The 25,687-nt window shown below is 68.9% G+C and carries 23 protein-coding genes, 1 tRNA gene and 2 pseudogenes; 11 read left to right on the top strand and 15 right to left on the bottom strand.

Translation table 11 applies throughout. From position 1 onward, the window contains the following. Positions 1-8 precede the first annotated feature (8 nt). Positions 9-731: an HAD family hydrolase gene (locus tag ACIBH4_RS24030; RefSeq protein WP_362764893.1), complete on the bottom strand. Its 723-nt coding sequence runs from the start codon at positions 729-731 to the stop codon at positions 9-11. A 387-nt stretch (positions 732-1,118) separates the two neighbouring features. On the opposite strand from ACIBH4_RS24030, the gene ACIBH4_RS24025 reads away from it, so the two are divergent. The 4 genes and pseudogenes from ACIBH4_RS24025 to ACIBH4_RS24010 all read left to right on the top strand — a co-directional run bounded on the left by ACIBH4_RS24025 (position 1,119) and on the right by ACIBH4_RS24010 (position 2,879). Continuing rightward, the gene (locus ACIBH4_RS24025) at positions 1,119-1,481 is read left to right on the top strand and encodes a hypothetical protein (RefSeq protein ID WP_362503885.1); all 363 of its coding nucleotides are present in this window, start codon (positions 1,119-1,121) and stop codon (positions 1,479-1,481) included. A 211-nt stretch (positions 1,482-1,692) separates the two neighbouring features. Next, positions 1,693-2,106: a transposase gene (locus ACIBH4_RS24020; RefSeq protein ID WP_362764890.1), complete on the top strand. Its 414-nt coding sequence runs from the start codon at positions 1,693-1,695 to the stop codon at positions 2,104-2,106. Then, positions 2,054-2,389 (top strand): annotated as a pseudogene (locus ACIBH4_RS24015) (IS3 family transposase); the annotation flags it as partial. The gene ACIBH4_RS24020 and the pseudogene ACIBH4_RS24015, both read left to right, overlap by 53 nt. Continuing rightward, positions 2,328-2,879 (top strand): DDE-type integrase/transposase/recombinase, encoded by a 552-nt coding sequence (locus ACIBH4_RS24010; RefSeq protein ID WP_362503891.1) that lies wholly within the window; start codon positions 2,328-2,330, stop codon positions 2,877-2,879. The pseudogene ACIBH4_RS24015 and the gene ACIBH4_RS24010, both read left to right, overlap by 62 nt. Here ACIBH4_RS24010 and ACIBH4_RS24005 read toward each other — a convergent pair. Together ACIBH4_RS24005 and ACIBH4_RS24000 are read right to left on the bottom strand one after the other, a co-directional pair. After that, positions 2,869-3,387, bottom strand: coding sequence for an SSI family serine proteinase inhibitor (locus ACIBH4_RS24005; protein ID WP_362503894.1), 519 nt, complete (start codon positions 3,385-3,387; stop codon positions 2,869-2,871). The two genes, ACIBH4_RS24010 and ACIBH4_RS24005, sit on opposite strands and share 11 nt — an antisense overlap. Before the next feature lie 611 nt (positions 3,388-3,998). After that, positions 3,999-4,080 (bottom strand) — tRNA-Tyr (locus ACIBH4_RS24000). 481 nt (positions 4,081-4,561) lie between these two features. Here ACIBH4_RS24000 and ACIBH4_RS23995 point away from each other — a divergent pair. Then, entirely contained in the window at positions 4,562-5,056 is a 495-nt protein-coding gene (locus ACIBH4_RS23995) for a YajQ family cyclic di-GMP-binding protein (RefSeq protein WP_350942824.1), read from the top strand. 385 nt (positions 5,057-5,441) lie between these two features. Beyond that, on the top strand, positions 5,442-6,320 hold the full coding sequence (locus ACIBH4_RS23990; RefSeq protein WP_362515052.1) for a hypothetical protein: 879 nt from the start codon (positions 5,442-5,444) through the stop codon (positions 6,318-6,320). Positions 6,321-6,371: 51 nt separating this feature from the next. On the opposite strand, the gene htpX is transcribed toward ACIBH4_RS23990, so the two are convergent. The 7 genes and pseudogenes from htpX to ACIBH4_RS23955 form a co-directional block, all read right to left on the bottom strand. Next, positions 6,372-7,223 (bottom strand): zinc metalloprotease HtpX, encoded by an 852-nt coding sequence (gene htpX, locus ACIBH4_RS23985; RefSeq protein ID WP_362515054.1) that lies wholly within the window; start codon positions 7,221-7,223, stop codon positions 6,372-6,374. Positions 7,224-7,296: 73 nt separating this feature from the next. Further along, positions 7,297-9,075 (bottom strand): NADH-quinone oxidoreductase subunit N, encoded by a 1,779-nt coding sequence (locus ACIBH4_RS23980; protein ID WP_362515056.1) that lies wholly within the window; start codon positions 9,073-9,075, stop codon positions 7,297-7,299. Continuing rightward, positions 9,072-10,814 (bottom strand): NADH-quinone oxidoreductase subunit M, encoded by a 1,743-nt coding sequence (locus ACIBH4_RS23975; protein WP_362764888.1) that lies wholly within the window; start codon positions 10,812-10,814, stop codon positions 9,072-9,074. Before ACIBH4_RS23975 ends, ACIBH4_RS23980 begins: the two co-directional genes overlap by 4 nt. A 342-nt stretch (positions 10,815-11,156) precedes the next feature. Beyond that, entirely contained in the window at positions 11,157-13,208 is a 2,052-nt protein-coding gene (locus ACIBH4_RS23970) for an NADH-quinone oxidoreductase subunit L (RefSeq protein WP_362515060.1), read from the bottom strand. Between the two features lie 131 nt (positions 13,209-13,339). After that, positions 13,340-13,636: pseudogene (nuoK, locus tag ACIBH4_RS23965) on the bottom strand (NADH-quinone oxidoreductase subunit NuoK); the annotation flags it as partial. Position 13,637: 1 nt separating this feature from the next. Continuing rightward, positions 13,638-14,174 carry an NADH-quinone oxidoreductase subunit J gene (locus ACIBH4_RS23960; protein ID WP_362515062.1) on the bottom strand — a complete coding sequence of 179 codons (537 nt, stop codon included), beginning with the start codon at positions 14,172-14,174 and terminating at the stop codon, positions 13,638-13,640. Beyond that, positions 14,171-14,851, bottom strand: a complete 681-nt coding sequence (locus ACIBH4_RS23955) for a 4Fe-4S binding protein (RefSeq protein WP_362515064.1) — start codon at positions 14,849-14,851, stop codon at positions 14,171-14,173. The genes ACIBH4_RS23960 and ACIBH4_RS23955 overlap by 4 nt, the downstream gene beginning before the upstream one ends. Positions 14,852-15,105: 254 nt before the next feature. On the opposite strand from ACIBH4_RS23955, the gene ACIBH4_RS23950 reads away from it, so the two are divergent. Then, complete coding sequence (locus tag ACIBH4_RS23950; protein WP_362515066.1) at positions 15,106-16,641, top strand: protein kinase; 1,536 nt, start codon at positions 15,106-15,108, stop codon at positions 16,639-16,641. A gap of 207 nt (positions 16,642-16,848) precedes the next feature. Here the strand turns inward: ACIBH4_RS23950 and ACIBH4_RS23945 are convergent, their stop codons facing one another. From ACIBH4_RS23945 to ACIBH4_RS23925, 5 genes are all read right to left on the bottom strand, one after another. Further along, positions 16,849-17,787: a hypothetical protein gene (locus ACIBH4_RS23945; RefSeq protein WP_362515068.1), complete on the bottom strand. Its 939-nt coding sequence runs from the start codon at positions 17,785-17,787 to the stop codon at positions 16,849-16,851. Between the two features lie 131 nt (positions 17,788-17,918). Beyond that, on the bottom strand, positions 17,919-18,872 hold the full coding sequence (gene nuoH / locus ACIBH4_RS23940; RefSeq protein WP_362515484.1) for an NADH-quinone oxidoreductase subunit NuoH: 954 nt from the start codon (positions 18,870-18,872) through the stop codon (positions 17,919-17,921). A gap of 261 nt (positions 18,873-19,133) precedes the next feature. Continuing rightward, positions 19,134-19,814, bottom strand: a complete 681-nt coding sequence (locus ACIBH4_RS23935) for an NADH-quinone oxidoreductase subunit C (RefSeq protein WP_362764961.1) — start codon at positions 19,812-19,814, stop codon at positions 19,134-19,136. Beyond that, positions 19,807-20,289, bottom strand: coding sequence for an NADH-quinone oxidoreductase subunit B (locus tag ACIBH4_RS23930; protein WP_386200574.1), 483 nt, complete (start codon positions 20,287-20,289; stop codon positions 19,807-19,809). Before ACIBH4_RS23930 ends, ACIBH4_RS23935 begins: the two co-directional genes overlap by 8 nt. 69 nt (positions 20,290-20,358) lie before the next feature. Beyond that, entirely contained in the window at positions 20,359-20,730 is a 372-nt protein-coding gene (locus tag ACIBH4_RS23925) for an NADH-quinone oxidoreductase subunit A (protein ID WP_362764885.1), read from the bottom strand. Positions 20,731-21,037: 307 nt separating this feature from the next. Here ACIBH4_RS23925 and ACIBH4_RS23920 point away from each other — a divergent pair, with 307 nt between their 5' ends. The 4 genes from ACIBH4_RS23920 to ACIBH4_RS23905 all read left to right on the top strand — a co-directional run bounded on the left by ACIBH4_RS23920 (position 21,038) and on the right by ACIBH4_RS23905 (position 25,669). Continuing rightward, positions 21,038-22,366 carry a polysaccharide deacetylase family protein gene (locus ACIBH4_RS23920; RefSeq protein WP_362764882.1) on the top strand — a complete coding sequence of 443 codons (1,329 nt, stop codon included), beginning with the start codon at positions 21,038-21,040 and terminating at the stop codon, positions 22,364-22,366. Between the two features lie 69 nt (positions 22,367-22,435). Continuing rightward, positions 22,436-22,519 (top strand): putative leader peptide, encoded by an 84-nt coding sequence (locus ACIBH4_RS23915; protein ID WP_362515489.1) that lies wholly within the window; start codon positions 22,436-22,438, stop codon positions 22,517-22,519. A 233-nt stretch (positions 22,520-22,752) separates the two neighbouring features. Next, a complete protein-coding gene (locus tag ACIBH4_RS23910) occupies positions 22,753-24,606 on the top strand; it encodes a 2-oxoacid:acceptor oxidoreductase subunit alpha (RefSeq protein ID WP_362764879.1) in 1,854 nt (617 codons plus the stop codon). Further along, positions 24,599-25,669: a 2-oxoacid:ferredoxin oxidoreductase subunit beta gene (locus ACIBH4_RS23905; protein ID WP_362515076.1), complete on the top strand. Its 1,071-nt coding sequence runs from the start codon at positions 24,599-24,601 to the stop codon at positions 25,667-25,669. The genes ACIBH4_RS23910 and ACIBH4_RS23905 overlap by 8 nt, the downstream gene beginning before the upstream one ends. Positions 25,670-25,687 lie beyond the last annotated feature (18 nt).

Here is a 25,687-nt window from a genome sequence, read left to right as displayed (position 1 = left end):
AATAGAACTCAGCCCGTGAGCGCGGCCGGGAGTTCGTCGAGGGAGTGGATGACTCGAACGCCGCTACCGATGGCCGTGCGAGCGCTGATGTTCGCCCGGTCGAGCCAGTAGGCGTGCAGCCCTGCTTCGTGGGCTCCCACCGCGTCCAGCGCGTACTTGTCTCCGACGTAGGCCACTTCATGCGGCTGGAGGCCGAGGGAGATGCAGCCGGCGACGAAGATGCTCGACGCGGGCTTGGCCGCACCGTGCTGCTCAGAGCAAACAAGCGTGTCGCCGAAGTAGGGCAGGAGGCCAAGGACGTCGAGCTTGTGACGCTGGTGATCGGCGGATGAATTGGAGACGACGCCGAGGCGGTAGTCGGGTGCGAGTTTCCTGAGGACTGGCTCGGCGTCGGGAAATGCCGCCCAGGCGGCCCTGCGGTGAACCTGGTATCCGGCGAACCATGCGGAGGCCTCCTGGTCCGACAGGCCGGCGTGCGCGACCTGCCCGATGTGGGAGAGGAATTCCCTGGTGCGTTCGAGCTGCTGTTCGGTGAAGGTGAGCTCGCCGTTCAGAAAGCGGGCATACTGCCTCTCCATGACATCCCGCCAGAGCGCGAGCGCCGTGATGGAGTCGGGGAACCTCTCAAGCAGTCCTTCGGCCCGCAGGTGGGTGAGCACGCCGACTTCTTCCGAGGCCGAGTAGTCGAACAGGGTGTCGTCCACGTCGAAAAGCACACCCTGGATCGGCATGAGGCTGTCCCTAAGATCGATTTGTCTGGAGTAAGTCGCTCTGGATGCCCAGGACGACGGGGTGCGGCTGATGAGGTGTTGCCGGGGTCCGGCGTGGCCGAGCATTCCACAGCTACGCCGACCGCGCCGCCGTACCCGTTCCTCCGCACGCCGACGGGCGTGCGACGCGGGCGCCGGTCCCGACCGGCGGCGCCCCAGGCCGTAACCGCCCCACACACCCGTCGTACCCACCCCACCCGCCGACCATCGGCGCCCCGCCGCCCATACTCGGTTTGGACGCCGGATCATTACAGCAGCCTGAGGTTGTGGCTCGTAGAAGCGCTCCACCGGGGCTACGTTCTGAGTGACGACAGGACCTTTGGCCAAAAGACAGATGCCTTTCCTTGGATGGCGCTGATGGATCATGACGACGGTACGGTGTTCGTGCTCTTGAGAGGGCGCCGTCCGATCGCGGAGCTCCAGGTGCTGAGGGATGACTTTCCCCGCACGTGGTGCCGGATACATCCCCTGCCGGAGTTCGAGGAGATACGGCCCCTCCTGGCGGAGGGGTGGGAGGCGATTCACGGTCGTGGCGGCCTGTGGCCGATCGTGCGGGTGAAGCTGCTGCGCCTGCGTTTGCGCCCCGATTACGGCGGTCCGCTGATCAGGAAGGTGCTGCTGATCCCCGATGGCGATCAGGTAGTCCTGCGGTACCGCTACGGGCGGCTAGCCACGTGGCGTCTGCTACGTCAGCGGCGCCGCGCTATGTAGTGATCAGATGGGTTACCTACCATGGGGATGGGCCCGTCCGGTCCAGTGTCTTGGGACGTCTGGGTTCGAACCCGGCACTCGCCTCTGATGATCACCCCGGAGCCGGAGTGCCCCTTCGGAAGCGTGGCCTTCCGTTGGATGGCAGTGCTACTTCAGCGGTGACCTGGGATTCCCCTCATAGCGTGGAGACCGAACCGGGAAAGGTTTGGTCGTGGCAGGTATCACGAGGCGTCGTTTTGATCCAGAGTTCCGAGCCGGGGCGGTGCGGATCGTCAAGGAGACCGGCAAGCCCGTCGCGCACGTCGCGCACGTCGCGCACGTCGCGCACGTCGCGCACGTCGCGCACGTCGCGCGAGACCTTGGTATCAACGAGTACACGTTGCACAACTGGGTGCAGATGGACCGGCTCGCGGCAGAGCAAGCCGGCGGGGACGGTGGAGGCGGGAAGCTGAAGGAGTCGGCGGAGGAGGAGTTGGCGCGGCTGCGGCGCGAGAAGGCCGAGCTGGTCAAACAGCACGCCAAGGAGAAGGCGGGCTGGGAGAAGGAGCGCGCGGAGTTGGAGGACGAGCGTGATGTCCTCAAGCGCTCGGTGGTCTTGGGGGTCAAAGAGGCGATGGGCCGGTGAGCGTGGCGGCCTTCATCAGCTCCCAGAAGACCGATCACGGCATCGACCACGTCACCTCCTGCCGGGCATTGGGGTGTCGCAGTCCTGGTTCTACAAGTGGAAGAACCGTATCGGCCAGGACGGCACGACTGCCCGGGAACGCCGACGGGCCGACCTGAACGCGGAGATCACCCGCCTGTTCGAGGCGTCGGGCGGCACCTACGGCTCGCCGCGTATCACCCGTGACCTGCACGAGGCGGGCTGGCGGGTGTCGGAGAACACCGTCGCGGCGCGGATGGCCGAGCTCGGCCTGGCCCGGCCGGAAACGCCGCAAGCCTCGGTCGCTGACTCTCCAGGGCAAGCGGCCTGCCGCGCCGGTTTTGGTCCGGCGGAAGTTCACCGCGGTCGCGCCGGACGTACCGTGGTGCGGCGATGTGACGCAGATCGATACCGGCGAGGGCAAGCTGTACCTGGCCACGGTCGAGGACCTGTTCTCCCGCCGGCTGCTCGGCTACGCCATGTCCGCCCACCATGATGCCGCGCTGACCAGCGCTTCGCTGCAGATGGCAGCGGCCACGCGCGGCGGCGACGTGGACGGGGTGATCTTCCACTCGGACCGCGGGTCGGAGTACACCGCAGCCCGCTACCAGGACCTATGTCGGCGCCTGGGCGTGGTGCAGTCGATGGGCCGGGTCGGCTGCGCGCTCGACAATGCCGCCGCCGAGGCGTTCAACAGCACCCTCAAGGCGGCAGCGCCCCGCGCCGCCGCCCGCTGCTCGCACATCAGAAACTAGCCACCGGCCCCAACGCACTCATCAACTGGCACGTGTTCCCGAAGGTGTGAGATGACAAGGCGAAGCGCCCATCCCACACGCCGACCGCCGAGATCGTCACCGGATCATACTGAAAGCTGCAGTTCGTCCTCGGGGAAGGCTGGAACTTGCCCATGTCGCCGGATATGGGGGCCATAGCCGCACACGCTTCCCGTGTTTTGGGGTGCGTCCCCCCGGCGAGTGGCGCACACTGCAACACCACCGATCGAGCAGCTGGCAAGATAACCGGCCCCTGAGCGATCGTCAGCACCAACGCCCGAGCCGATGGGCCAACCGCAGGCGTACCCGCTGCACCTGATGGCGGTTCGCTCAGCGAATCAGCACTTGCGGGCAGTACCCCAGCCCCTACCAGCAGACCAAACAGAACCGCGCCGGAGAACACACACTTCGTAGGCCGCTTATCCACATCATCCCCTACCTCGTATCCAACTTTCCAAGCGTGACCAGGCGCGACGCAGAAACCAAGCATCGGTCTCAGTAGCACAAGTCAAAATTTTTCGTGGTCAAGTAAAATGAGGGCGGCAGCTCTCCGCGCCGCAGCCCCGGGGCGTGCCCGCCCCCGCCGGGCAGACATCGGGGCCGGACATGCGGCGTGGACGCCGGTCCCGCCCCGCGCCCGCCCAGCAGGAACGAGCAGACCCCGCCGCCCACCGCACCAGCCGCCCGCCGCACCGAACGAATCGCCGGCCGTCAACGCGCAGCCGCCCCAGGCCCAGGACTCGCGATGACGTATCGATCCCCTGATGGTTAACGCTCGACGCTGGGCCGCACCGCCACCCAGGGGCGAGAGCTTCGACTGACCGGCCCAACCTCTTCGAGGCCCTTCGGGTGCTTCGCATTGCGCCGGCTGCTCGCTCTCTGGTCTGGGATCTCGTCCGACTTCAACCAGATGCCTCCGGCGGGGGTACTCGGCTCCGGGATGATCGACGTTGCACCACGAAGGCCGCAAGTGGTTGAGGTGGAAGCCGGATCTCACGGGAAATGGCGGGGACTCACGGGGACTCACGGGGAGTCGTAGATCAGAAATGAAGAAGCCCCCGCACCGCGTTTCCGCTGGTGAAGGGGCCTTTTCTGCTGGTGTGGCAGGTGCAGGACTTGAACCTGCGTAGGCTGAGCCGACGGTTTTACAGACCGCTCCCTTTGACCACTCGGGCAACCTGCCATGTCTTCCGCTTGCGGCGGCGACAGGAAGAAGAATAGCGGACTTCCGGGGGTGACGTGACATCGGCGGAGGGCACCTCCGGCTACCCGCCCTTACCAGGACTTTTGCGTCTATACCGCTGCTCGGATCGGTGCCTTCTGGGGAAGGAGTGGCGCAAGAGGCGTCGCGGTGCCGGGGTGTGAGGTGGCCCGATGGGGTGGAGGCCGGGGACGGCCAGGTGGCGCGAAGGGTTGAGGAGAGAAGACACGCAGGGTGGGCGAAGGGCGGAAGGGGAGATCAGACGCGCCAGGGTGGGAAGGACCCGTTGAGGACGGGTGAGGACACGCTGCCGCCTCGGCATCGGCAGGAGATGCTGGCTAGGCTGATCCGTTACGTACGCGTCTACCGAACCGGCTCGCGGACGTCGCCGTGATTCGCGGTCCGTGGTCTGCGGGAGCCGGGGAGTGATTCATAGTTCTGGCAGGTCAGAGGGGATTGTGCTTTGGCGGATTCATCGTTCGACATCGTTAGCAAGATCGATCATCAGGAGGCCGACAACGCGCTGAACCAGACGATCAAGGAGATCGGGCACCGATTCGACTTCAAGGGCACCGGCGCGGCCATCGCCTGGTCGGGCGGTCAGAAGGCCGTTGAGATCAAGGCCAACAGCGAGGAGCGCGCCAACGCGGTGCTCGACGTCTTCAAGGACAAGCTGATCAAGCGAGGGCTCTCCCTCAAGATCCTGGACGCGGACGAGCCCAAGCTGTCCGGCAAGGAGTACCGCCTGGTGGTGACCCTCAAGGAAGGCATCGACCAGGAGCACGCCAAGAAGATCTCGAAGATCATTCGCGATGAGGGGCCCAAGGGCGTCAAGGCCCAGATCCAGGGCGAGGAGCTTCGGGTGAGCTCGAAGAAGAGGGACGATCTGCAGGAGGTCATCGCCCTTCTCAAGGGTAAGGACCTGGAGATCGCCCTTCAGTTCTCGAACTATCGCTAGCGGATGAGCGGTCGCGACCCCGGCCTCCGACTCCGGGATCCAGCCCGCCGCAGAAGGCGTATCCGGGCACACGGCCGGGGGCACACGCGCACGCGCATGCCTTCGCGTGTGCCCCGGCCGCTTCCTCTCCCCGGTCCGTGAGTGGAAATACGGCCTCTCGGCGAGGGAGAGGACGGGCAAGACGGGGACGGGTAGGCGGAAATGGGAGGACGGGAGCGGAGGGCCTGAGCGGGAAGGGGCGTCCGCTTCGCGGCGAGGTCGGATGACACTTGCGGCGGCACCGCCGACCGGCCTTCCCCGAGGCGTACAGTGAGCCCGTACGTGACGAACGTCCCCCACGTGTCCGGGAAGACTCAGGGGGGCGTCAGTGGGGTTGTTCCGCCGCTTGAGTGTTTGCGTCGGCGCGGTCGCCGTGGTCATGGGAGCGGGCGGCCCGGCGGCGGCCGCGGGCGCGAGACCGCCGGTCCGGTACGCGGGGCTCGACGGGTGCGTCTGCGCTCCGTGGAAACTCTGGGTACGCGGCGGCAAGGTGGTCGCTCTCCGCGACGCACGGGTGTTCTCCGTGGGCGGGCAACGAGCACCGCTCGCCCTGTCGCCGAACGGGAGGTATGTCGCGTACTTCCAGTTGGGGGACGGGGCTCTGGTGGTGCGGGAGATGGCCACCGGCGAGGTACGCGCGGTGCCGGGCGTGATGTGGTCGAACGACATGCGCACGGCACGGGTCGAGCTCTCCCCCGGTGGGCGGTACGCGGTGCTGGGCATCGGTGGGGCGTATCAGATCCTGGACACCTACAGCGGAGAGGGTGTCCTGCTGCCGCCCGGACTGCGGCCGTGGAGTTTCAGTCCTGACGCGAGGTTCGTACTCGTGGTGGATGACATGTTCCAGGCGGGGATCTACTCGCTGTCGCCCTTCACCGAGCGGGGTCGCGTTCCGGTGGGAGGGGCGCTCGGCCCGGGCGGCGAGGTCGTCGCTCACTTCACGGCGCGTGACGCGGGGATCCGTCTGTGGGACGTGCCCACCGGCGGTGTCCCCAGGCGCGACCCCATCACCGTGCCTGTCGGTAGGACCCCGACCCGGATGCGCTGGAACGGCGCGGGCCGCCTCGACCTGCAGACGGTGATCCCGCGCAGGCTCAGGAAGGGGGGAGGTGCCCGCTACACCTGGTATCGGGTCGATCAGGAGTCGGGCGGTACGGAGCGAATGGGTGGCTTCGTCGTGCCCGGATCCGTGCACAACCCGATCGTCACCGGGCTGACTCCCTGAGCCGTGAAGACTTCACGGGGGCAGGCAAGGGATTCAAGCGCGAGCGCGCGGTCAGCGACGGTAGCCGGCCATGCGCTCCAGGCGGGCGACGCGCTCGGCGGTGGGCGGGTGGGTGGAGAACAGCCTGCCGATCCCGGCGCAACGGAAGGGGTTGGCGATCATCAGGTGGGAGGCGGAGGCGATCCGGCCGTTCTCCGGGAGGGGCAGCTGACGGGTGCCCATCTCGATCTTTCTCAGTGCCGAGGCGAGGGCGAGCGGATCACCCGTCAACCGGGCACCGGACTCGTCCGCCTGGTATTCGCGGGAGCGGGAGATGGCCATCTGGATCATTCCGGCCGCGACCGGGCCAAGCACGATCATGAGGAGCGCGCCGATGAACCCGGGCCCCTCGTCGTCGTCACCGCCGCCGAAGAACAGCCCGACGTAGCCGAGGTAGGTGATCATGGTGGCGAGTGCGCCGGCCACCGACGAGATCAGGATGTCGCGGTTGTAGACGTGGGAGAGCTCGTGTCCGATGACCCCGCGCAGCTCGCGCTCGTCGAGCAGCTGGGTGATCCCGTAGGTGACGCAGACCGCGGCGTTGCGTGGGTTGCGCCCCGTCGCGAAGGCGTTGGGCTGCATGGTCGGCGAGACGTAGAGCCGGGGCATGGGCTGGCGGGCCTCGGTGGAGAGCTCGCGCACGATCCGGTAGAGGACCGGTTGCTCGACCTCGCCCACAGGCCGGGCGCGCATCGCGGACAGCGCGATGCGGTCGGAGAAGAAATAGGCGACGCCGTTGGTCGCCAGCGCGATCAGGACCGCGATCTGCACGCCGAGGCTGCCTCCGAGCCACGCCCCCGCCGCGATGATCACCGCGGACAATGCTCCGAGAAGGATCGCGGTACGCAGACCGTTGTGATGCACTACACCCCCCTCTCGGTTGATGCTGGTTCACCCGTGACAACGTCCCCGGCCAGGTCGAACGTTCCCGGACGGTTCAGCCCACGGCGATGAGGCCCGAGGGGACGAGGTCGAGGACGAGCTGCGGGGCGACCGAGAAGGCGATCGCGACGATCACCGCCACCGCGATCGCCGCAGCCGCGGGTATCCATCCGGCACCGCGACCATCCGTTCTCACGCCCCCCACCACGACATCCCCGGCCACAGCACTTCCTGTCACGACATCCCCGGTCGCGGCGCCTCCCGCCACGGCGCTCCCCGTCGCGACACTTCCGGTCGCGGCGCCTCCCGTCATGGCGCTCCCGGTCGCCGAAGCCGGAGTGAGAATCGGAACCGGAGTGAAGATCCGTACGACCCAGGCGACGTAATAGTAGAGGCCCACGACCGTGTTCACCGCCATGACGGCGGCCAGCCAGCCACCGCCTCCGCCGAGGAGCTCCCGGAACACCACGATCTTGGCGAAGAGCCCGGCCAGCCCGGGGGGCAGGCCCGCCAGGCAGATGAGGAAGAAGGCGAGCGCCAGCCCGGCGGCCGGCCTCTGGAGCGCCAGGCCCCGGTAGTCGTCCAGCTCTCCCCCGCCCGACCGCCTCGACACCAGCGTGACCACGGCGAACGCCCCGAGGTTCATCGCCGCGTAGAAGACCAGATAGGCGACCGAGGCGTTCATCGCCTCGTCGTTCCTGATGCCGAGGGGAGCGAGGATGTAGCCCGACTGGGCGACGGACGACCAGGCGAGCAGTCGTACGGCGTGACGTTGGCGCATGGCCAGGAGGTTGCCCACGGTCATGGTCAGCGCGGCGAGGATCGCGATCAGCGGGACCCAGGTGGCCCCCTGGCCACCCAGGGCGACGACCAGGACGAGGATCAGCCCGGCGAACCCCGCCGCCTTGGAGACGACGGACAGCAGGGCCGCGACGGGGATGGGGGCACCCTGGTAGACGTCGCCCGCCCACGCGTGGAACGGCACCGCCGCGATCTTGAAGGCGAACCCGGCGATGACCAGGACCACGGCCACGGTGACCACGGCGGGCAGGTCGTAACCGATCCGCAGCGAGGACTCGTAGGCGGTGCCGGCGCCTCCCGAGCCGGGCCCGAGACCGGTGGCGGCGGAGACGCCCTGCCGCAGGACGTGGGCGATGCGGTCGAGGTAGACGGTGCCGGTCGTCCCGTACAGCAGGGAGACCCCGAAGAGCATCACCGCCGTGGAGACCACGGAGACGAGGAAGAGCTTGACCGCCGCCTCGGAGCTTCGGCCGTCGTACCGCTTGAGCGCGGTGAGCGCGAACACCGGCAGCGAGACGAGCTCCAGAGCGACCACCAGCATGATCAGGTCGCGGGAGGCGGGCAGGGCGACGGCACCCGCCAGTGTGCAGAGCAGCAGGAAGTACCACTCTCCGACGGGGATGTCTCCCGAGGAGAGTTCGGCCGCCGACAGCAGCACCACGACGATCCCGGCGAACAGCGCGAGCCCGGCGAAGACCAGCGTGAAGTCGTCGACCACGAACGAGCAGGGTGCCACGGCGGCCGTGGGCGCCGTCGGCTCGGCGACCGGGGGGACGATGGCCCCGATCGCCGCCTGGGGGGATCCGAGCAGACCCTCGGGCACGCAGAAGGTCCTCAGCGGGTCTCCGGCGCGTACGGCCTGCGAGATCACCACCGCGAGGGCGCCGATCACCCCGGCCAGCGTGACCGCGCCGAGTGCCGTCCGGACGTACGGCCTGCGGGGCAGGAAGGCGTCCAGGAGCAGCACGAGCCCGGCGGTGAGGGCGAGGATGAGGGGCGGTGCGACCGCGTAGTAGTCGATCGACTGGATCACGGCGCGCCCACCAGGGTCCGGACCACCGGATCGGTGAGCAGCAGGAGCGCCTTGGGCCAGAGGCCGAACAGCAGGATCAGCGCGATCAGCGGCACCCAGGCGGCCAGTTCGTAGCCCGTGACGTCGGGCATGCGTGATCTGGCCGTGCTCGTCGTTCCTGAGATCACTCGCGAAGCCGTTCCCGAGGCCGCCGTCGAAGCTGTGCTCGAAGTCGTTCCCGAAGTCGTTCCCGAAGTCGTTCCCGAGGTCGCCGGCGGCGTCGCCTCGTGGTCCTCCTCACCGGTCGGGCCCGTGGAGGGGAGACCGCCCGCGGTGACCGCGGCCAGGGCCGGGACGTGGACGGTCTCGGTGCTCCGGCCGTGGGTGACGCGGGAGAGCATGAGCAGGAAGTAGGCGGCGGTCAGCACGGTACCGAGACCTCCGAGGGCCATGAAGACCAGGTAGAGGGGGCGGGACAGGCCCGCGGCCGGTTCGAAGGCACCGAGGAGGGCGAGCATCTCGCCCCAGAAGCCCGCGAGTCCCGGCAACCCGAGCGAGGCGACGCAGGCGAAGGTGAGCAGGGAGGCGAGCCGGGGCAGGCGTGTCATCATGCCGCCGCCCAGAGCCGGCATGTCGGAGGTGCCGTAGCGCTCCTTGATCGCTCCTGCGACGAAGAACAGCAGGGCGGTGATCAGGCCGTGGGCGATGTTGCCGAACAGGGCGCCGTTGACTCCGGCCGGGGTGAGCGTGGCGAAGCCCAGGAGCACGAAACCCATGTGGCCGACCGAGGAGTAGGCGATCATCCTCTTGAGGTCGCGTTGGGCGAGACAGGCCAGCGAGCCGTAGACGATGCCGACCACCGCGAAGGCCCCGAGCCAGGGCGCCACCGCGACGGCGCCGTCGGGCAGGATCGGGATCGCGACGCGGACGAAGCCGTACGTGCCCATCTTGAGCAGCACACCCGCCAGGAGCACCGAACCGACGGTCGGTGCCTCGGTGTGGGCGTCGGGCAGCCAGGTGTGCAGCGGCCACATCGGGGCCTTGACCGCGAAACCGATGCCGACTGCGAGGAAGGCGAGGGTCTGCACCGCGGGGGACATGCCCGTCCCCCGTGCCTGCGCGAGGGCGGTCATGTCCAGGGTGCCGGTCTGCGACCAGATGAGCAGCAGGCCGAGCAGGAGGACCACCGAGCCGAGCAGGGTGTAGAGGATGAACTTGATCGCCGCCGCGCGGCGGGCACGCCCGCCCCAGATGGCGATCACGAAGTACATCGGGATGAGGACGACCTCGAAGAAGACGAAGAACAGCAGCAGGTCGAGCGCGAGGAACGTGCCGATCATGCCCACTTCGAGGACGAGCAGCGTGAACACCAGCGCCCGTGGCCGGTTGCCTCCCGGCCGGGACGCCAGCAGCTGCCCGGGTCCTTCGGCGCTGCCCCGGCACAGGTAGACGAAGCACAGGAAGGTCAGCAGCGTGGTCAGCGCGACCAGTGGCAGCGAGATCCCGTCCACGCCGAGGTGGAATCTGAGGTCGAGGCCGGGGATCCAGGCCAGGTCGGTCACGAACTGCAGCCGGGCGGCGTTTCCGTAGTCGAACGTGGCGGCGAGCAGCACCGACAGCGCGAACGTGAGCCCGGAGACGACCAGGCCGTGCACCCTCAGCAGCCGCCTCCTGGCCGCGACGTCCGCTCCGGGGAGTGCGAGCAGCGCGGCGGCCCCGGCGAGCGGCACGCCGAGGAGCGCGATCAGCAGCCAACTCATGGCGTGACCACCTCACAGGAGCCGGGCACCGGGTCCGTCGCCGTGCCGGGGTTTGGGTCCGGTGTCGAAATCGGCGCTGCCCCCGGTCTCGGGATGGACGTTGAGGTCGGTGCCGCATTCGATGTCGAGGTCGGTGTCGGGTTCAGTGCGGCGTCCTGTGTCGGGGCCGGTGGCGGGCTCGGCGTCGGGCTCGGTGTCGGGTGTGGTGCCACGTCCGGTATCGGGGCCGACGCTGGGACCGGTGTCGGGGTCGGTCGTGGAGAGGAGGTCAACGGCGCATCACCGCCAGACGGATGAGGAGCAGCACCACGAGGGCGACGATGCCCCAGAACAGCAGAGAGATCATCTAAAAATCACCGCCCAGGCCGCGATCAGGAGGACTCCGGCCAGCAGGCCGGTGATGTAGAGCTGGGCGTTGCCGTTCTGCACCAGGCGGACCAGCCTCGCCAGGCCCAGGGTCGCCTGGCCCGAGCCGCGCACGGCACCGTCCACCACACGGCTGTCGGTGCGGACGACGAGGCTCGCGAGAAGCAGCGTGGGCCGGACGAAAAGCCTGGCGTACAGGGAGTCGACGTAGAAGGCGCGCTCGCACGGGGCTCTGAAGGGGCCGAGCAGGCGGGCCGGGTCGCGCATGGAGTCGGAGCGCCACGCCGCGTAGACCACCCCCGCACCCAGCAGCGCCACCGCGAGACTGAGGGCGGCGGCGCCCCAGTGGACGTCGCCGACCCGGACCAGACCGAGGAGCAGCGCCGGGACGGCCAGGACGAGGATGGGCACGCGCATGGTGGCCGGAGCCTCGTGAACGGCAGTGTGGGCGGCGGTGGGGACAACGGCGTAGGCGGCAGGCGTGCCCGGCGCGGGCTGGAGCTCGGGGAGGGGATGGGGCTGGGGGGCGCGATGTCCGAAGAAGGTGCGCAGCCACGCCCGGGTGGCGTAGGCACCGGTCACCGCGACCGTGGTGAGCGCGCAGCCGTAGAGCAGCAGGGCCGCGGTGCCGGTCAGCGTCCCCGAGGACAGGGAACGCTCGATCGCCACCAGCACCTCGTCCTTGCTGAAGAAACCGCTCGCCGGGGGAAGGCCCACCAGGGCGGCGAAGCCGATCGTCATCGCGGCGAAGGTGACGGGAAGATCCTTTCTCAGGCCTCCCATCGTGCTCATCAGGTTGGAGCCGACCGCGTGGATCACAGCACCGGCGCAGAGGAAGAGAAGTGCCTTGAAGGCGCCGTGGGTGATCAGGTGGAAGACCGCGGCGCTCCGGGACCCGGCGGCCAGGGCGCCGGCCATGTAGGCGAGCTGGCTGATCGTGGAGTAGGCGAGGACGCGTTTGAGGTCGTCTTGGGCGAGGGCCGCGAGGGCCGCGCCGAGCATTCCGATGGCGGCCAGGACGGCGAGGATGTCCAGGGTGGGTTGGGCGCCGAGGAAGGCCGGGTAGAGGCGGGCGACGACGAAGATGCCCGCGGCGACCATGGTGGCCGCGTGGATGAGGGCACTGATCGGTGTCGGTCCGGCCATCGCGTCGGGGAGCCAGACGTGCAGCGGCACCTGGGCGCTCTTTCCCGCGACCCCGGCCAGCAGCAGCATGGTGGCGGCGATGAGCGTGCCCGACGACATCTCGGGGACCTTCGCGATGACGTCGGCGATCCTGAAGCTGCCCGCCGCCGTCCCGAGAACGAAGATGCCGAACAGGAATCCGACGTCGCCGATCCGGGTGACGAGGAACGCCTTGATCGCCGCTCGCGAGTTGGCCCGGTCTTCCCACCAGTGCCCGACCAGCAGGTAGGAGCACAGACCCATGATCTCCCAGCCCACGTAGAGGACCAGGAGGTCGGCCGCGTAGACGACGAGCAGCATGGCGCTGGTGAACAGGCTGATGAAGGAGCTGTAGGACGGGTAGCGCCGGTCGCCGCGCATGTAGCCGACGGAGTAGACCTGCACGGCCAGCGCGACCACGCCGACGAGCACGGCGATCGACGCGGCGAGGCCGTCGACCAGCAGGCCGACCGAGATCGGCACCGAGCCCGTCTCGATGACGGCGAACGTCGCGGTGACACCGTCGATCGCCCCCTGAGCCCCTGGCCCGGCCGGCGCGGGCGACTCGATCCCGCCGCCGCCCCTGCCTGCCGCCCAGGTGGCGTAGGCGAGCCAGATCGCCAGGGCCGCGGAGATCGCGGTGGGCACCACGGCGATCCAGGCCGCCCTGCGGTTGGCGTCGGTGTCGGGGGTGGGGTTGACCTCGGAGGTGGCGGGCTTGGAGGTGCCGGGCTTGGGGGCGGCGCTGTCGCCGGTCTCCAGGGGCGTCACGCTTCGAGGACGCCGGGGGAAGCGGGAGCCGAGAAGCCCGACGGCCGCCGCGAGGAAGGGCAGGAGGATCACGAGCGAGGCGATGGTGATCATGGCGTACCACCCTGCCTGGGGTCCGTCTCTCCGGCCGGGGCCGAGTCGGTCTTTCCAGCCGGGACAGGGTCGGTCTTTCCGGCCGGGACCGGGTCGGTGGAGTCGGACAGCACGGGGTCGGTCGAGTCGGACAGGGAGCGGAGGCGATCGAGGTCGACGGTCCGGCGGTTGCGGTAGAGCGCGAGGATGATCGCGAGGCCGAGGCCGACCTCGGCGGCGGCGATCACGATGACGAAGAGGGTGAGGACCTGCCCGCTGTGCAGCCGGTCGCGCAGCCACACGTCGAAGGCGACCAGGTTGAGGTTGACGGCGTTGAGCATGAGCTCGACGGACATCAGCACGAGGATCGTGTTGCGGCGGGCGAGCACCCCGTACACGCCGATGGAGAACAGCAGCGCCGAGACGACCGCGGGATAGACGACGTGCACGTCAGTCCCTCCCTCGGATGTCGGTACGCGACAGGACGATGGCGCCGATCAGGGCCGCGAGCAGCAGGACGGAGAGCGCCTCGAAGGGAAGCACCCAGTTGCGGAAGATGCTGGAACCGAGCTCGGCGGCCGAGCCGCCACCGGGCTCAAGCTGGATGTAGGCCATGCGGAAGCCGTCGACGACGACGGTGACCAGCACGGCCGCGGTGGCGATCGCCACGACCGCCGCGGCCGGACGGTTCGGGCTGTCGAGGTCGGCGCTCCTGCCGATCGGGGCGCGGGTGAGCATGATGCCGAACAGGAGCAGGACCACGATCGCGCCGACGTAGATCAGCACCTGGACCCAGGCGACGAACTCGGCGGTGAGAACCAGATAACACCCGGCCAGCGCGCCGAAGCAGACGACCAGCCACAGGGCCGCGTGGACGAGCTGCCTGGTGGTCACGACGAGCAGCGCCGACCCGACGGCCATCGCGCCCAGCAGCAGGAAGACGATCTCCTGCCCGGTCGGCGACAGATAGGACGGCACCTCGGTCACCTCTCCTCCTCGGGCTCTCCACTCGGATCCGTGGGAGGAGTCTGCCCCGGCGCGGCCGTCGCCGGAGGCGTGTCGTCCCCACCTGTGGATAACTTTTCGACGGACGACCCGCCTGTGGACGGATCGTTCTTCTTCGGCAAGGCCCCCGGCGGCCGGATCGCCCGGATGCTCGAAGCGGGTCTGGGAGAAGTGGCTCCGGAGGAGGGAGGCCCGGAGGAGGTGGGACGGGGGCGAACCGGGCGGGAGGCGGCCGCGAGCTCCTTCGGCGGATCGGCGTTGGGCTCGTGGGCCGGCGGCGGCGGGACGGTCTGTGCCCAGGCCGCGAGTTTGTCCTTCTCATGGAGAAGGTTACGGATGTCGCCCTCGGCGTACTCGAACTCCGGCGACCAGAACAGCGCGTCGAAGGGGCAGACCTCGATGCAGATCCCGCAGTACATGCACAGGGAGAAGTCGATCGCGAAGCGGTCGAGCATGTTGCGGGCCCGGGGGCGGCCGCCCTCCGGGGCCGGGAGGGTCTCCTTGTGGGAGTCGATGTAGATGCACCAGTCGGGGCACTCGCGGGCACAGAGCATGCACACCGTGCAGTTCTCCTCGACCAGCGCGATCACCCCCCTGCTCCTCGGGGGCAACTCCGGCCGGACTTCGGGGTACTGCTGGGTCACCGACCTGCTCAGCATGTGGCGAAGGGTGACGGAAAGCCCCTTCGCCAATCCCACTCCTGGTATCCGTGCCACAACTCAACATCATGACGCACAGTGGGGCGCTCGGGAATGCGTGGGACCACGAGACCGTAATGACGGGGGAATCGACGAGGGAACCGGGTTATCCACAGAAGTTATCCACAGACTGTGTGTTCGAGAACCGCCCTCCAATCGCCGACTCGCCGCCGAAGCGTCTGCAGAGATCCGGAAAAAATCGTATTGTTCGCCCCATGTCCCACCAGTACGGGCCGGCATGGCAGTCGCAACCACCGGCACGATCCAACACGGCGTGGAGCGTCGTGTGGACGCTGGTACCCCTGCTGACCTGCGGCATCGGGACGCCTTTCATCATCGGCCACGCCTCGCGCAAGCTGCGGAGCCCGTTGCTGGCCTTCGCCGCCGTCCTCTACGGTCTCGGTGTCGGCGTCTTCATGACCGCCGCGGCCATCTACGGGAGTTCCGACGACATCCCGATCGTGCTGGACACCGTCGCGACGATCGGCCTGTTCGCCGGCTGGCTCGGCGGGCTGGGCCACGCGCTGATCCTCAGGGGGTCGGTCTTCTCACAGGGGACCTCCCCCGCGTTCCATCCGGGGCCGTCGTCTCCCGGGTACGGCCACGTCCAGCGACCGTCCCGGCCGCCGTCGTACCAGACGGGTCCCACCGAGGTCTCGATGCTGCACCCGCCCGCGCAACGGCCGCAGCCGCGACTTCCCGAGCCGCCACAGCACCACGGCGGGTACCAACCGCAGCCACAACCCCGTCATGACGACCGGCCACCGCGGTACGCACCGCCCCAGCCCTCCCAGGGGCACTTCGTCCACGGCCAGCCCACCCACACCTCACATGACCGCTTCGCGCAAGGCCGGCCCGCGCACACCCCCCAGGACCGCTTCACGCAGGGCCAACCCACCCACGCCTCCCAGAGCCCGCACATCCCCTTCGCGCAGGGCGGGTCCACCTACCCCTCGCAGAGCAGGAACACCCCCACCCCCCAGGGCTGGCTGGGGCCGTACCGGCTGATCGGCAACCTGGGGAAGGGCGGCCAGGGAACGGTTCACCTCGCGCTGACCCCGCAGGGGCAGAAAGTCGCGATCAAGGTGCTGCACGAGCATTTCAACGGCAATCAGGTGGTGAGGGAGCGGTTCCTGCGGGAGGTGGAGGCGACGCGCAGGGTGGCGACGTTCTCCACGGCACGGGTGCTCGACGTGAACATCAACGAGGACCAGGCGTACGTCGTCAGTGAGTACGTGGAGGGCGACTCCCTGGAGCAACTGGTCCGCGACAAGGGGCCGCGCGACGAGGACGGTCTGACCCGGCTCGCCCTCGCCACCGCGGGCGCGCTGGCCGCGATCCACCGGGCCGGCGTGGTGCACCGGGACTTCAAACCGGCCAACGTGCTGATCGGCGCCGACGGCCCCCGAGTCATCGACTTCGGTATCGCCCGAGCCCTCGACCAGGTCACCTCGACGTCGGGCAACATCATGGGCACCCCCGCCTACATGTCGCCCGAGCAGCTCGCGGGCAGGACGATCGGCCCGGAGACCGACGTGTTCAGCTGGGCCGCGACCATGATCTTCGCCGCCTCGGGAAGGGTCGCCTTCGGGGAGGACACCATCCCCGCCATCCTGAACCGGGTGATCAACCACCATCCGGACCTGACGGCCCTGCCCCAGTCGCTGCGTCCGCTCGCCGCCGCCTGCCTGGACAAGGAGCCGGGCAACCGGCCCACGGCCTCCGACATCATGCTGCGGATCGTGCAGTAGGGGCCGCGACCACCGGAGCCCACGCCAAGCCGGGCGCGGAGAACCGTGCCCGGAAGATCGTGCCGGGAAGGTGGCGCCAAGGAGGACCATCCCCGGAAGACCACGCCGGGACACCGGGAAGACCGTCTCTCGGGGACCATGCCGGAGAGGTGGCCACCAAGGTCGTCCCCGAGAGGCCGTGCCGGGGAAACCCGGCCGAGCTCGGCTTTAGGGAACCGCGTCCTTCGCCCGCGCCGTCAGGTCCAGATACTCCCCGCGCGTCAGCCTGCGGATCGTGAGCTCAAGGTCGTTTCCCGTGGCGAAGCGCTCGACCTGCGCCTCGTCCCAGCGTCCCGGCAGGTGGAACAGGTCCCCGCCCACCAGCAGGCCGCTCTCCCCTGTCTCCACCGAGTACAGCAGGAGCTCGGACGCCTCCAGCTCGCGGGTCCTGCGCGCGGTCTCCAGCAGCAGGCGGCCGTGAACGACCACCAGGCGGCAGTGCGGCTGGCCCTCGCGCCTGAGCACGCGTCCCTGGGCGGTCTGGTTGCGGGACCTGCGACGGCCGACCCCGACCACGACGACGGCCCCGACGACCGTCAGCGCGGCCAGCACGAGGGCGGCGACCCCGAGCGGCCCCATCCCCCGGGTGACGTCGGCGCGGGTCTCGGTCAGATTGAGGAGCACGAGCGTCACGAAGACCGCACCGTAGGCGAGCACCGCCCACATGAGCACGTACAGCAGCTGCTCGCGCCACCACACCTTCGGTGAGCTCAGCGGCGGCCTGAGGCTTCTCGCCCCGGGCATGCGCAGACGCGGCAGGGGCGCGGGCGCCCTGCGCCAGGTAACCGCGCGCCACCTCGGCGACCGGCGGGCGAGCGCGACCCTGGCCTGCTGCGGGGTGTCGAACGCCCTGAGTTCGAACTCCAGCCCGTTGTCCGCGGCGAACGCCTCCACCGCCCTCCTCGACCGGGAGCCCGGGGCCTCCAGCATGACCAGGCCGGACTCGTCGAGTATCGCCAGGCCGTATCTCGTCCGGCCCCTGCCGGGATAGCCGAAGATCAACAGTGTGCTCGCCCGGCCCTCCCCGGTGAGCGGCAGCCGCACCGGCGGATGTTCCGGCACATCGACGACCAGTTCATCCTTTTCCACGGCGAGCGCGAGGGTCATGCATTCCGTCCTTGGCAGGTGGTGTCACAGAGTGTAACTCCCTGCCCTGTGAGGAGACTTCGAACGTCAGATCATCCAGTAAAACGCCCCGGACGGTATGGAAAAATCTAGACGGAATTGGACAAAAAGGGTCATCCGATGGCGATAGCGACGATTCCCGTCAGCGCGAGCTGGACGAGTGCCAGCGGCACCAGGACGACCCAGGCGAGCTTCTGCAGCTGGTCCTCACGGAGGCGGGGGTAGCTCACCCGGAGCCAGATGATCACGAAGACCAGCAGGAAGACCTTGAGGAGCATCCACACCGGCCCCGGCAGGAAGGGTCCGTGCCAGCCGCCGAGGAAGAGCACGCTGGTGAGCGCGGACACCACGATGATCCCGGCGTACTCGGCCAGCATGAACAGGGCGAACCTCATGCCGGTGTACTCGGTCATCGGGCCCATGATGAGCTCGGAGTCGGCGATCGGCATGTCGAACGGCGGACGGCGCAGCTCGGCGAGGCCCGCGACGAAGAAGACCACACCGCCGATCGCCTGCCAGGGCAGCCACCACCACTGCCAGGCCTCCACGATGCCCGGCAGGGAGAGCGTGCCCGCCGCCATCGCGACACTGGAGGCCGCGAGGACCAGCGGCAGCTCGTACGCCATGAGCTGCGCCGCCGAGCGCATCCCGCCCAGGGCGGAGTACTTGTTGCCCGAGGACCACCCCGCCATGATCGAACCGAGCACGCCGACCCCCATGACGGCGAGGACGAAGAACAGCCCGACGTCCAGGTCGACCCCGACCAGCCCGGGTCCGATCGGGATGACGACCATCGCGAGGAGATAGGGGACCAGTGCCACGCCGGGGGCGAGGGTGAAGACCCGGCGGTCGGCCGCGACCGGGATCACCTGCTCCTTCTGCATGAACTTGACCCCGTCGGCGATCAGCTGGGCCCAGCCGTGAAAGCCCCCGGCGTACATGGGACCGAGGCGCGCCTGCATGTGCGCCATCACCTTGTGCTCCATCTGCCCGGCGACCAGCGGCAGCACCAGGAAGACCGCGACGATCACGACGAGCCGTACCACGACGTCGAGCACCTCGGCGATCACGGGCACCTCCGGTCCCTCGGGGAGACTCCCCTGCCACCACGGATCAGGCGGGTCGCACGGACCTCGCGGGCGCGAGACGGCCGGGCGAGGTCGTCGCGCGACAACGGCCGGGCCGGGGCGTCACACGGCATGCGGAGGTCCCCGCGAGCCGTGTGAGCGCGAGACGGCCGGGCGAGGTCGTCGCACGACCGCGGCCAGACCGACCCGTCGCGCGGCATGCATGAGGCCTCGCGGGCACGAGACGGCCTTCGGAGGGTCTCAGTCGTCACGCTCGCGCCCCCAGTCGGCGGGCACCCCCGGCGGGAGCGTCTTGCGACGGCTCGGCGAGCCGTGGCCGGACTCTCCCGGCTCCTTGGCACCCGGCCACGCCTTGGCGACCCGGGCGGCCAGTACGAAGTCCTTGCGCAGCGGGAAGCCCTCGAAGCCCTCGGGGAGCAGCAGCGGCACCAGGTTCGGGTGGCCCTCGAAGACGACACCGAACATCTCGAAGGTCTCGCGCTCGTGCCAGTCGGCTCCGCGGAAGACGCCGACCGCGCTGGGCAGCCGGGGGTCGGCGCGTGACACCCGGGTGCGCAGCAGCAGGTGGGCGTGCGAGACGGGGGCGAAGAGGTGGGCGACGACCGCGAAGGCCTCCGGCGGCTCGTCCACCGCGGTGAGCCAGTCGAAGAACTCGTAGCCCCCGGCCCTCGCGGACTCCAGCAGGCCGAGCCAGCCGTCGGGATCCACGTCGACGGTGATCTGGCCGAAGGACTCCGACACCCGGGTGCCCTCGCCGTACGCGAAACCGGGCGCGGAACCGGGCAAGGGACCGGACGCGGAACCGGGCGCGGGACCGGGACCGGGTTTGGAGCCGGGCCCGGAGACGGGTGAGGAGCCGGACACGGAAGCGGGCTCGGAGCCGGGGGTGGAGGGGTTCGGGGACTCGGGGAGGTCAGGCATAGCGATCACTCAGGTTCTCCGCGGCGATCTTCTCCTGGAGCATCATGATGCCGTGGAGCAGCGCCTCGGGCCGGGGAGGGCAGCCGGGGACGTAGACGTCGACCGGGATGATCTGGTCGACGCCCTTGGTCACGCAGTAGGAGTCCCAGTACGGGCCGCCGGAGTTGGAACAGGCTCCGAAGGAGATCACGTACTTCGGGTCGGGCATCTGCTCGTAGAGCCGCTTGACCGCGGGGGCCATCTTGTCGGTCACCGTGCCCGAGACGATCATCAAATCCGCCTGCCGGGGGCCGTTCGCGAACGGAATGACCCCGAACCTGATGAAGTCGTGCCTGCTCATCGAGGTCGCGATGAACTCGATCGCGCAGCAGGCGAGACCGAAGTTGAACGCCCACAGTGAGTAACGGCGCCCCCAGTTGAGGATGAAGCGCATGGGCTTGGGGGCCAGACGCGAGACTGGCCCCACGGTGGGCATCGGGAGATCCGCCATGGCACGCATTCTCCTTCAGAGTCGGCGCTCGCGCTCGCCCGGTCTCACGGGTCCTCAGGTCCAGGTGAGCACGCGCTTGCGCCAGGCGTAAAGGATGCCGAGCGCGATGAAGCCGAGGAAGACGAACATCTCGGCCAGGGTCGTCATCCCGAAGCCCGGCTCGGCGAAGATCGTCGCCCACGGAAACAGGAAGACCGCGTCCACCGCGAAGACCACGTACAGGTAGGTGAACACGTAGTAGCGGATCTGGGACTGCGCCCAGCCGTCGCCGACCGGGTCGACGCCGCACTCGTAGGTGAGCAGTTTCTCCGGGGTGGGGCGGTTGGGCCGGAGTCCCCGGTTGACGAGCAGTGCCCCGGCGACGATCAGCAGGCCGATCGCGAACAGGGCGAAGACAACCACATATGAGCCGAAATATCCGCTCATGGCCTCTCCTCCCGGGACCACCGTCCTCGCCCTACCTATAGCAGTATTCGCCCTCCCCGTCACGCGGCGAAACCACCGGCCGCGCAACGGCTAAAGCCTCTGTCCACTTCACATCAAGTAACAGCAAACACCCCATTACGCCCTATACCGTCACTCCATGCCTAAAGTGCGATTCATAGGAGGAATCGCTTGGATGGCCGCGATGCTGGCCGGTTGCGGCGTGGCCACCGCTTCTCCCCCTGCGAAATCCCCCGTCCCCTCAGAACCGACACTGATCAATTACGTGGACCCCTCCATGGTCCAGGGCATGAGCACGAGAAGCCTGAACACGGAGGGGAGCAAGGGCCGGCGCGTGCACGCCACCTACCCCGCCATCTCCCATGCCCCTCTCCTCACCGAGAAGCTCCGCGAGACGGTGGCCGAGAGCCTCGACCGGTTCACCCGGCGCAAGGTCTCCCGGGGCGCCCTGCCCAGGCCCGAGTTCAACGTGGACTGGCAGCTCGCCGCCGCGTCCCCCGAGGTCCTGGGGGTACGGTTGCGCATCGGCCAGTCCGTGGGCTCCGGCTGGAGGGAGTCCAGGACCACCGTCTGGTACGACCGGATGAGCAGGCGCGCCCTGGACTCCCCCGACCTGCTCAGGGACGGCGCGGCGCTGGCCACGCTGGCCGGACTCGTCAGGAAGGAGCTGGCGCTGCGGGGTCCGCTGGTGAATCCCAACGCGCTCAAGCCGACCCCCGCGATGTTCGACTCCATCGGTTTCAACCCGCGCGGCGATCTCGTCGTGGAGTTCGACGACGAGCAGGTGAGCCTCGGCCTCACCGGCCGGGTGGCGGTCGCCGTACCGTCCGCGACCGCGGCGCCGCTGCTGTCGGCGACCGGGCTGCGGGCGCGGGACGCGGCCGTGGGAACCGCGACCCTCACCTCACAGGAGGACCTGCTCGCGGCACGCGGGGACAGGCCCGCCGCGCACAGTTCCAAGGCGGGCGAGGTGGACTGCGCGCGGGTCAGGTGCGTGGCGCTGACCTACGAGGACGGGCCGGGTCCCGAGACCGGGCGGCTGCTCAACATCCTCGGCGCCCACGGGGCGCGGGCGACCTTCTTCGCCCTCGGTTCCAACGCCTCCGCGCGTCCCGAGCTGCTCAGGCGGATGCGCGACGAGGGTCATCTGGTGGCCAACCACAGCTGGTCCCACCGCGACCTCAGCGTGCTTCCCCCCGCCCTGCTCTCCGACCAGCTCACCCGCGCGCAGTACGTGATCACCCAGGCGATCGGCCAGGTCCCCACGCTGATGCGCTCGCCGTACGACACGACCGACGCGCGGGTGACCTCCACCGCGCGCCGGTTGGGCATGTCCGTGGTGCGCTGGAGCGTGGACGCCGAGGACCTGCGCGACCCCGACCCCCGGGCGATCGCCCGTCGGACCGTCGCCCGGATCAAGCCGGGATCGATCGTCCTCATGCACGATGTTCACGACGCGACCGTGGACGCCACCCCAGAGATCCTGCGTGAGATCGCCGCCAAGGGTTATACCTTTGTCACCGTCCCGGAACTGTATGGCCCACACGCGATGGAACCGGGCCGCACCTACGACTCCGGGACCGTGTCGGACGTGCTGAAAAAGCAATCCATGCCATAACCTGTGGCTATGGGGCCATAGCCGGAGGCGATGAGAGCGTCTACGCGACGGGACATATAGTTGGGCATCGTGATCCCAACTGTCCTCTTCGGCCGCCTGCACGTTGACCTGTGTCGGCTCGCGGCCGGGCTGTGTCAGGCCCGCCGTCCGTGATCGCGATTTCTCCGTAGACCGTACGACGCAGACCGTACGACGGCCGCGACACCGACGTCCGTGCCCAGGCTTCGACTCAGATTCGACTCAGCGGCACTAAGGATATGGGACAAAGGTCACTTTCCTCCGCCGAGTGGAACGCGAAAAGACTACGCGTGACCCCGAGGATCTAGCATGGAAAAAAGAATGTGCCACGAGCAACGGCGCCCCGTCGCGTCGAGGAGGACTGAGCTGTGACCAAGCAGGTTCAGCAACTCGACCGCGTGATCATCCGGTTCGCGGGCGACTCCGGCGACGGCATGCAGCTGACCGGTGACCGCTTCACCGCCGGGACCGCGGAGTTCGGCAACGACCTGTCGACGCTGCCCAACTTCCCCGCCGAGATCCGCGCCCCCGCGGGCACCCTGCCGGGTGTGTCGAGCTTCCAGCTCCACTTCGCCGACCACGACATCCTCACGCCGGGCGACGCCCCCAACGTCCTGGTCGCGATGAACCCCGCCGCGCTGAAGGCCAACCTCTCCGACCTGCCGCGCGGCGCCGACATCATCGCCAACACCGACGAGTTCACCAAGCGCAACCTGCAGAAGGTGGGCTACGCGGCCAGTCCCCTCGAGGACGACTCGCTCTCCGAGTGGCGGGTCCACTCGGTGCCGCTGACCTCGCTCACGGTCAAGGCGCTCGAAGGCTTCGCGCTGTCCAAGAAGGACGCCGAGCGGTCGAAGAACATGTTCGCCCTCGGGCTCCTGAGCTGGCTCTACCACCGGCCCACCGAGGCGACGATCCGGTTCCTCGAGACCAAGTTCGCCAAGAAGCCCGACATCGCCAAGGCGAACATCGCCGCCTTCCAGGCGGGCTGGAACTACGGTGAGACCACCGAGTCCTTCTCGGTCTCGTACGAGGTGAAGCCGGCCAAGCTCGCCCCCGGCGTATACCGCAACATCTCCGGCAACCAGGCGCTCGCCTACGGCCTGATCGCCGGCTCGGTGCAGTCGAGGCTGCCGCTGTTCCTCGGCTCGTACCCGATCACCCCGGCCAGCGACATCCTGCACGAGCTGTCCAAGCACAAGCGGTTCGGCATCCGCACCTTCCAGGCCGAGGACGAGATCGCGGGCGTCGGCGCGGCGCTCGGCGCCGCCTTCGGCGGGGCGCTCGGCGTCACGACGACCTCGGGGCCGGGTGTGGCGCTGAAGGCCGAGACCGTCGGCCTCGCGGTGACCACCGAGCTGCCGCTCATCGTGGTCGACGTGCAGCGCGCGGGTCCCAGCACCGGCATGCCCACCAAGACCGAGCAGACCGACCTGCTGATGGCGATGTACGGCCGCAACGGCGAGTCGCCGCTGCCGATCGTGGCACCCTCGACCCCCTCCGACTGCTTCGACGCGGCGGTGGAGGCGGTGCGGATCGCGGTGAAGTACCGCACCCCGGTCATGCTGCTCTCCGACGGCTATCTCGCCAACGGCTCCGAGCCGTGGAAGCTGCCCGACGCCGCCGACCTTCCCGACATCTCCACCGAGTTCGCCACGGGGCCGAACGCCGAGGACGGCGTCACCTTCCTGCCGTTCAAGCGCGACGCCGAGACCCTCGCCCGCCCCTGGGCGATCCCCGGCACCGCGGGCCTTGAGCACCGGATCGGCGGCATCGAGAAGGCCGAGAACACCGGCAACATCTCCTACGACCCCGACAACCACGACCGGATGGTCCGGGTCCGCCAGGCGAAGATCGACGGGATCGCGAACGACATCCCGCCGCTCACCGTGGACGACCCCGAAGGCGACGCACGCGTGCTGGTGCTCGGCTGGGGGTCGACGTACGGGCCGATCGCCGCGGCCGTGCGGCGCATCAGGAGGGGCGGGGGCAAGGTCGCCCAGGCCCACCTGCGGCACCTCAACCCGCTGCCCGCCAACACCGGCGAGGTCCTGCGCGCGTACGACAAGGTCCTCCTGCCGGAGATCAACCTCGGCCAGCTCGCGCTGCTGCTCCGCGCCCGCTTCCTGGTCGACATCATCAGCTACAACCGAGTGCGCGGGCTTCCGTTCAAGGCAGAGGAACTCGCCGGCGTGATCCAGGACGTGATCGACAGTGAGTAGTGCTGAGTTGCCCGAGATCTCCACCCCTTCGAGGGGCGGTGCGCTCTCGCTCGTCCCGAAGTCCGAGGTGAAACTCGGCATGAAGGACTTCAAGACCGACCAGGAGGTCCGCTGGTGCCCCGGATGCGGTGACTACGCCATCCTCGCCGCGGTCCAGTCGTTCGTGCCCGAGCTCGGCCTCAAGCGCGAGAACATGGTGTTCGTCTCGGGCATCGGGTGCTCCTCCCGGTTCCCCTACTACATGGACACCTACGGGTTCCACTCGATCCACGGCCGCGCCCCGGCGATCGCGACCGGTCTGGCCGCCTCGCGTCCCGACCTGTCGGTGTGGGTGATCACCGGTGACGGCGACGCGCTGTCCATCGGCGGCAACCACCTCATCCACGCGCTGCGCCGCAACGTCAACCTGAACATCCTGCTGTTCAACAACAGGATCTACGGTCTGACCAAGGGTCAGTACTCCCCGACCTCCGAGATCGGCAAGATCACGAAGTCGACCCCGATGGGTTCGCTGGACAAGCCGTTCAACCCGATCTCGCTCGCCATCGGCGCCGAGGCCTCCTTCGTGGCCAGGACGATCGACTCCGACCGCAAGCACCTCCAGTCGGTGCTGCGCGAGGCCGCCGAGCACCGGGGCACCTCGCTCGTCGAGATCTACCAGAACTGCAACATCTTCAACGACAACGCCTTCGAGCAGCTGAAGGACCCGGAGCAGCGCGACGACATCACGCTGCGCCTGGAGCACGGGCAGCCCATCGCCTCGGCCTCCAAGGCGGTGCGCAGGGCGGCCGACGGCGGCATCGAGGTCGTCCCGAGGTCGTCGGTGAGCGAGGAGGAGATCCTCGTGCACGACGTCCACCGCGCCGACCCCTCGCTCGCCTTCGCGCTCTCCCGGCTGGACGAGCCCGCCTTCGAGCACGTCCCGATCGGCGTCTTCCGCAGCGTCGACCGCCCCTCCTACGACGAGCTCATGGCCGAGCAGCTCCAGGAGGCCGTCGGCGAGCGGGGTCCCGGTGACCTCAACGACCTGCTGCTCGGCGGGGACACCTGGCGCATCAGCTGATCCGAAGCGAACACACGG

This window comes from Streptosporangium sp. NPDC050284, from assembly GCF_044459525.1.
In the GTDB taxonomy this organism is placed as follows: domain Bacteria; phylum Actinomycetota; class Actinomycetes; order Streptosporangiales; family Streptosporangiaceae; genus Streptosporangium.
Note: the sequence above shows the minus strand (reverse complement) of the source record. Positions and strands in the feature narration are given on the sequence as shown.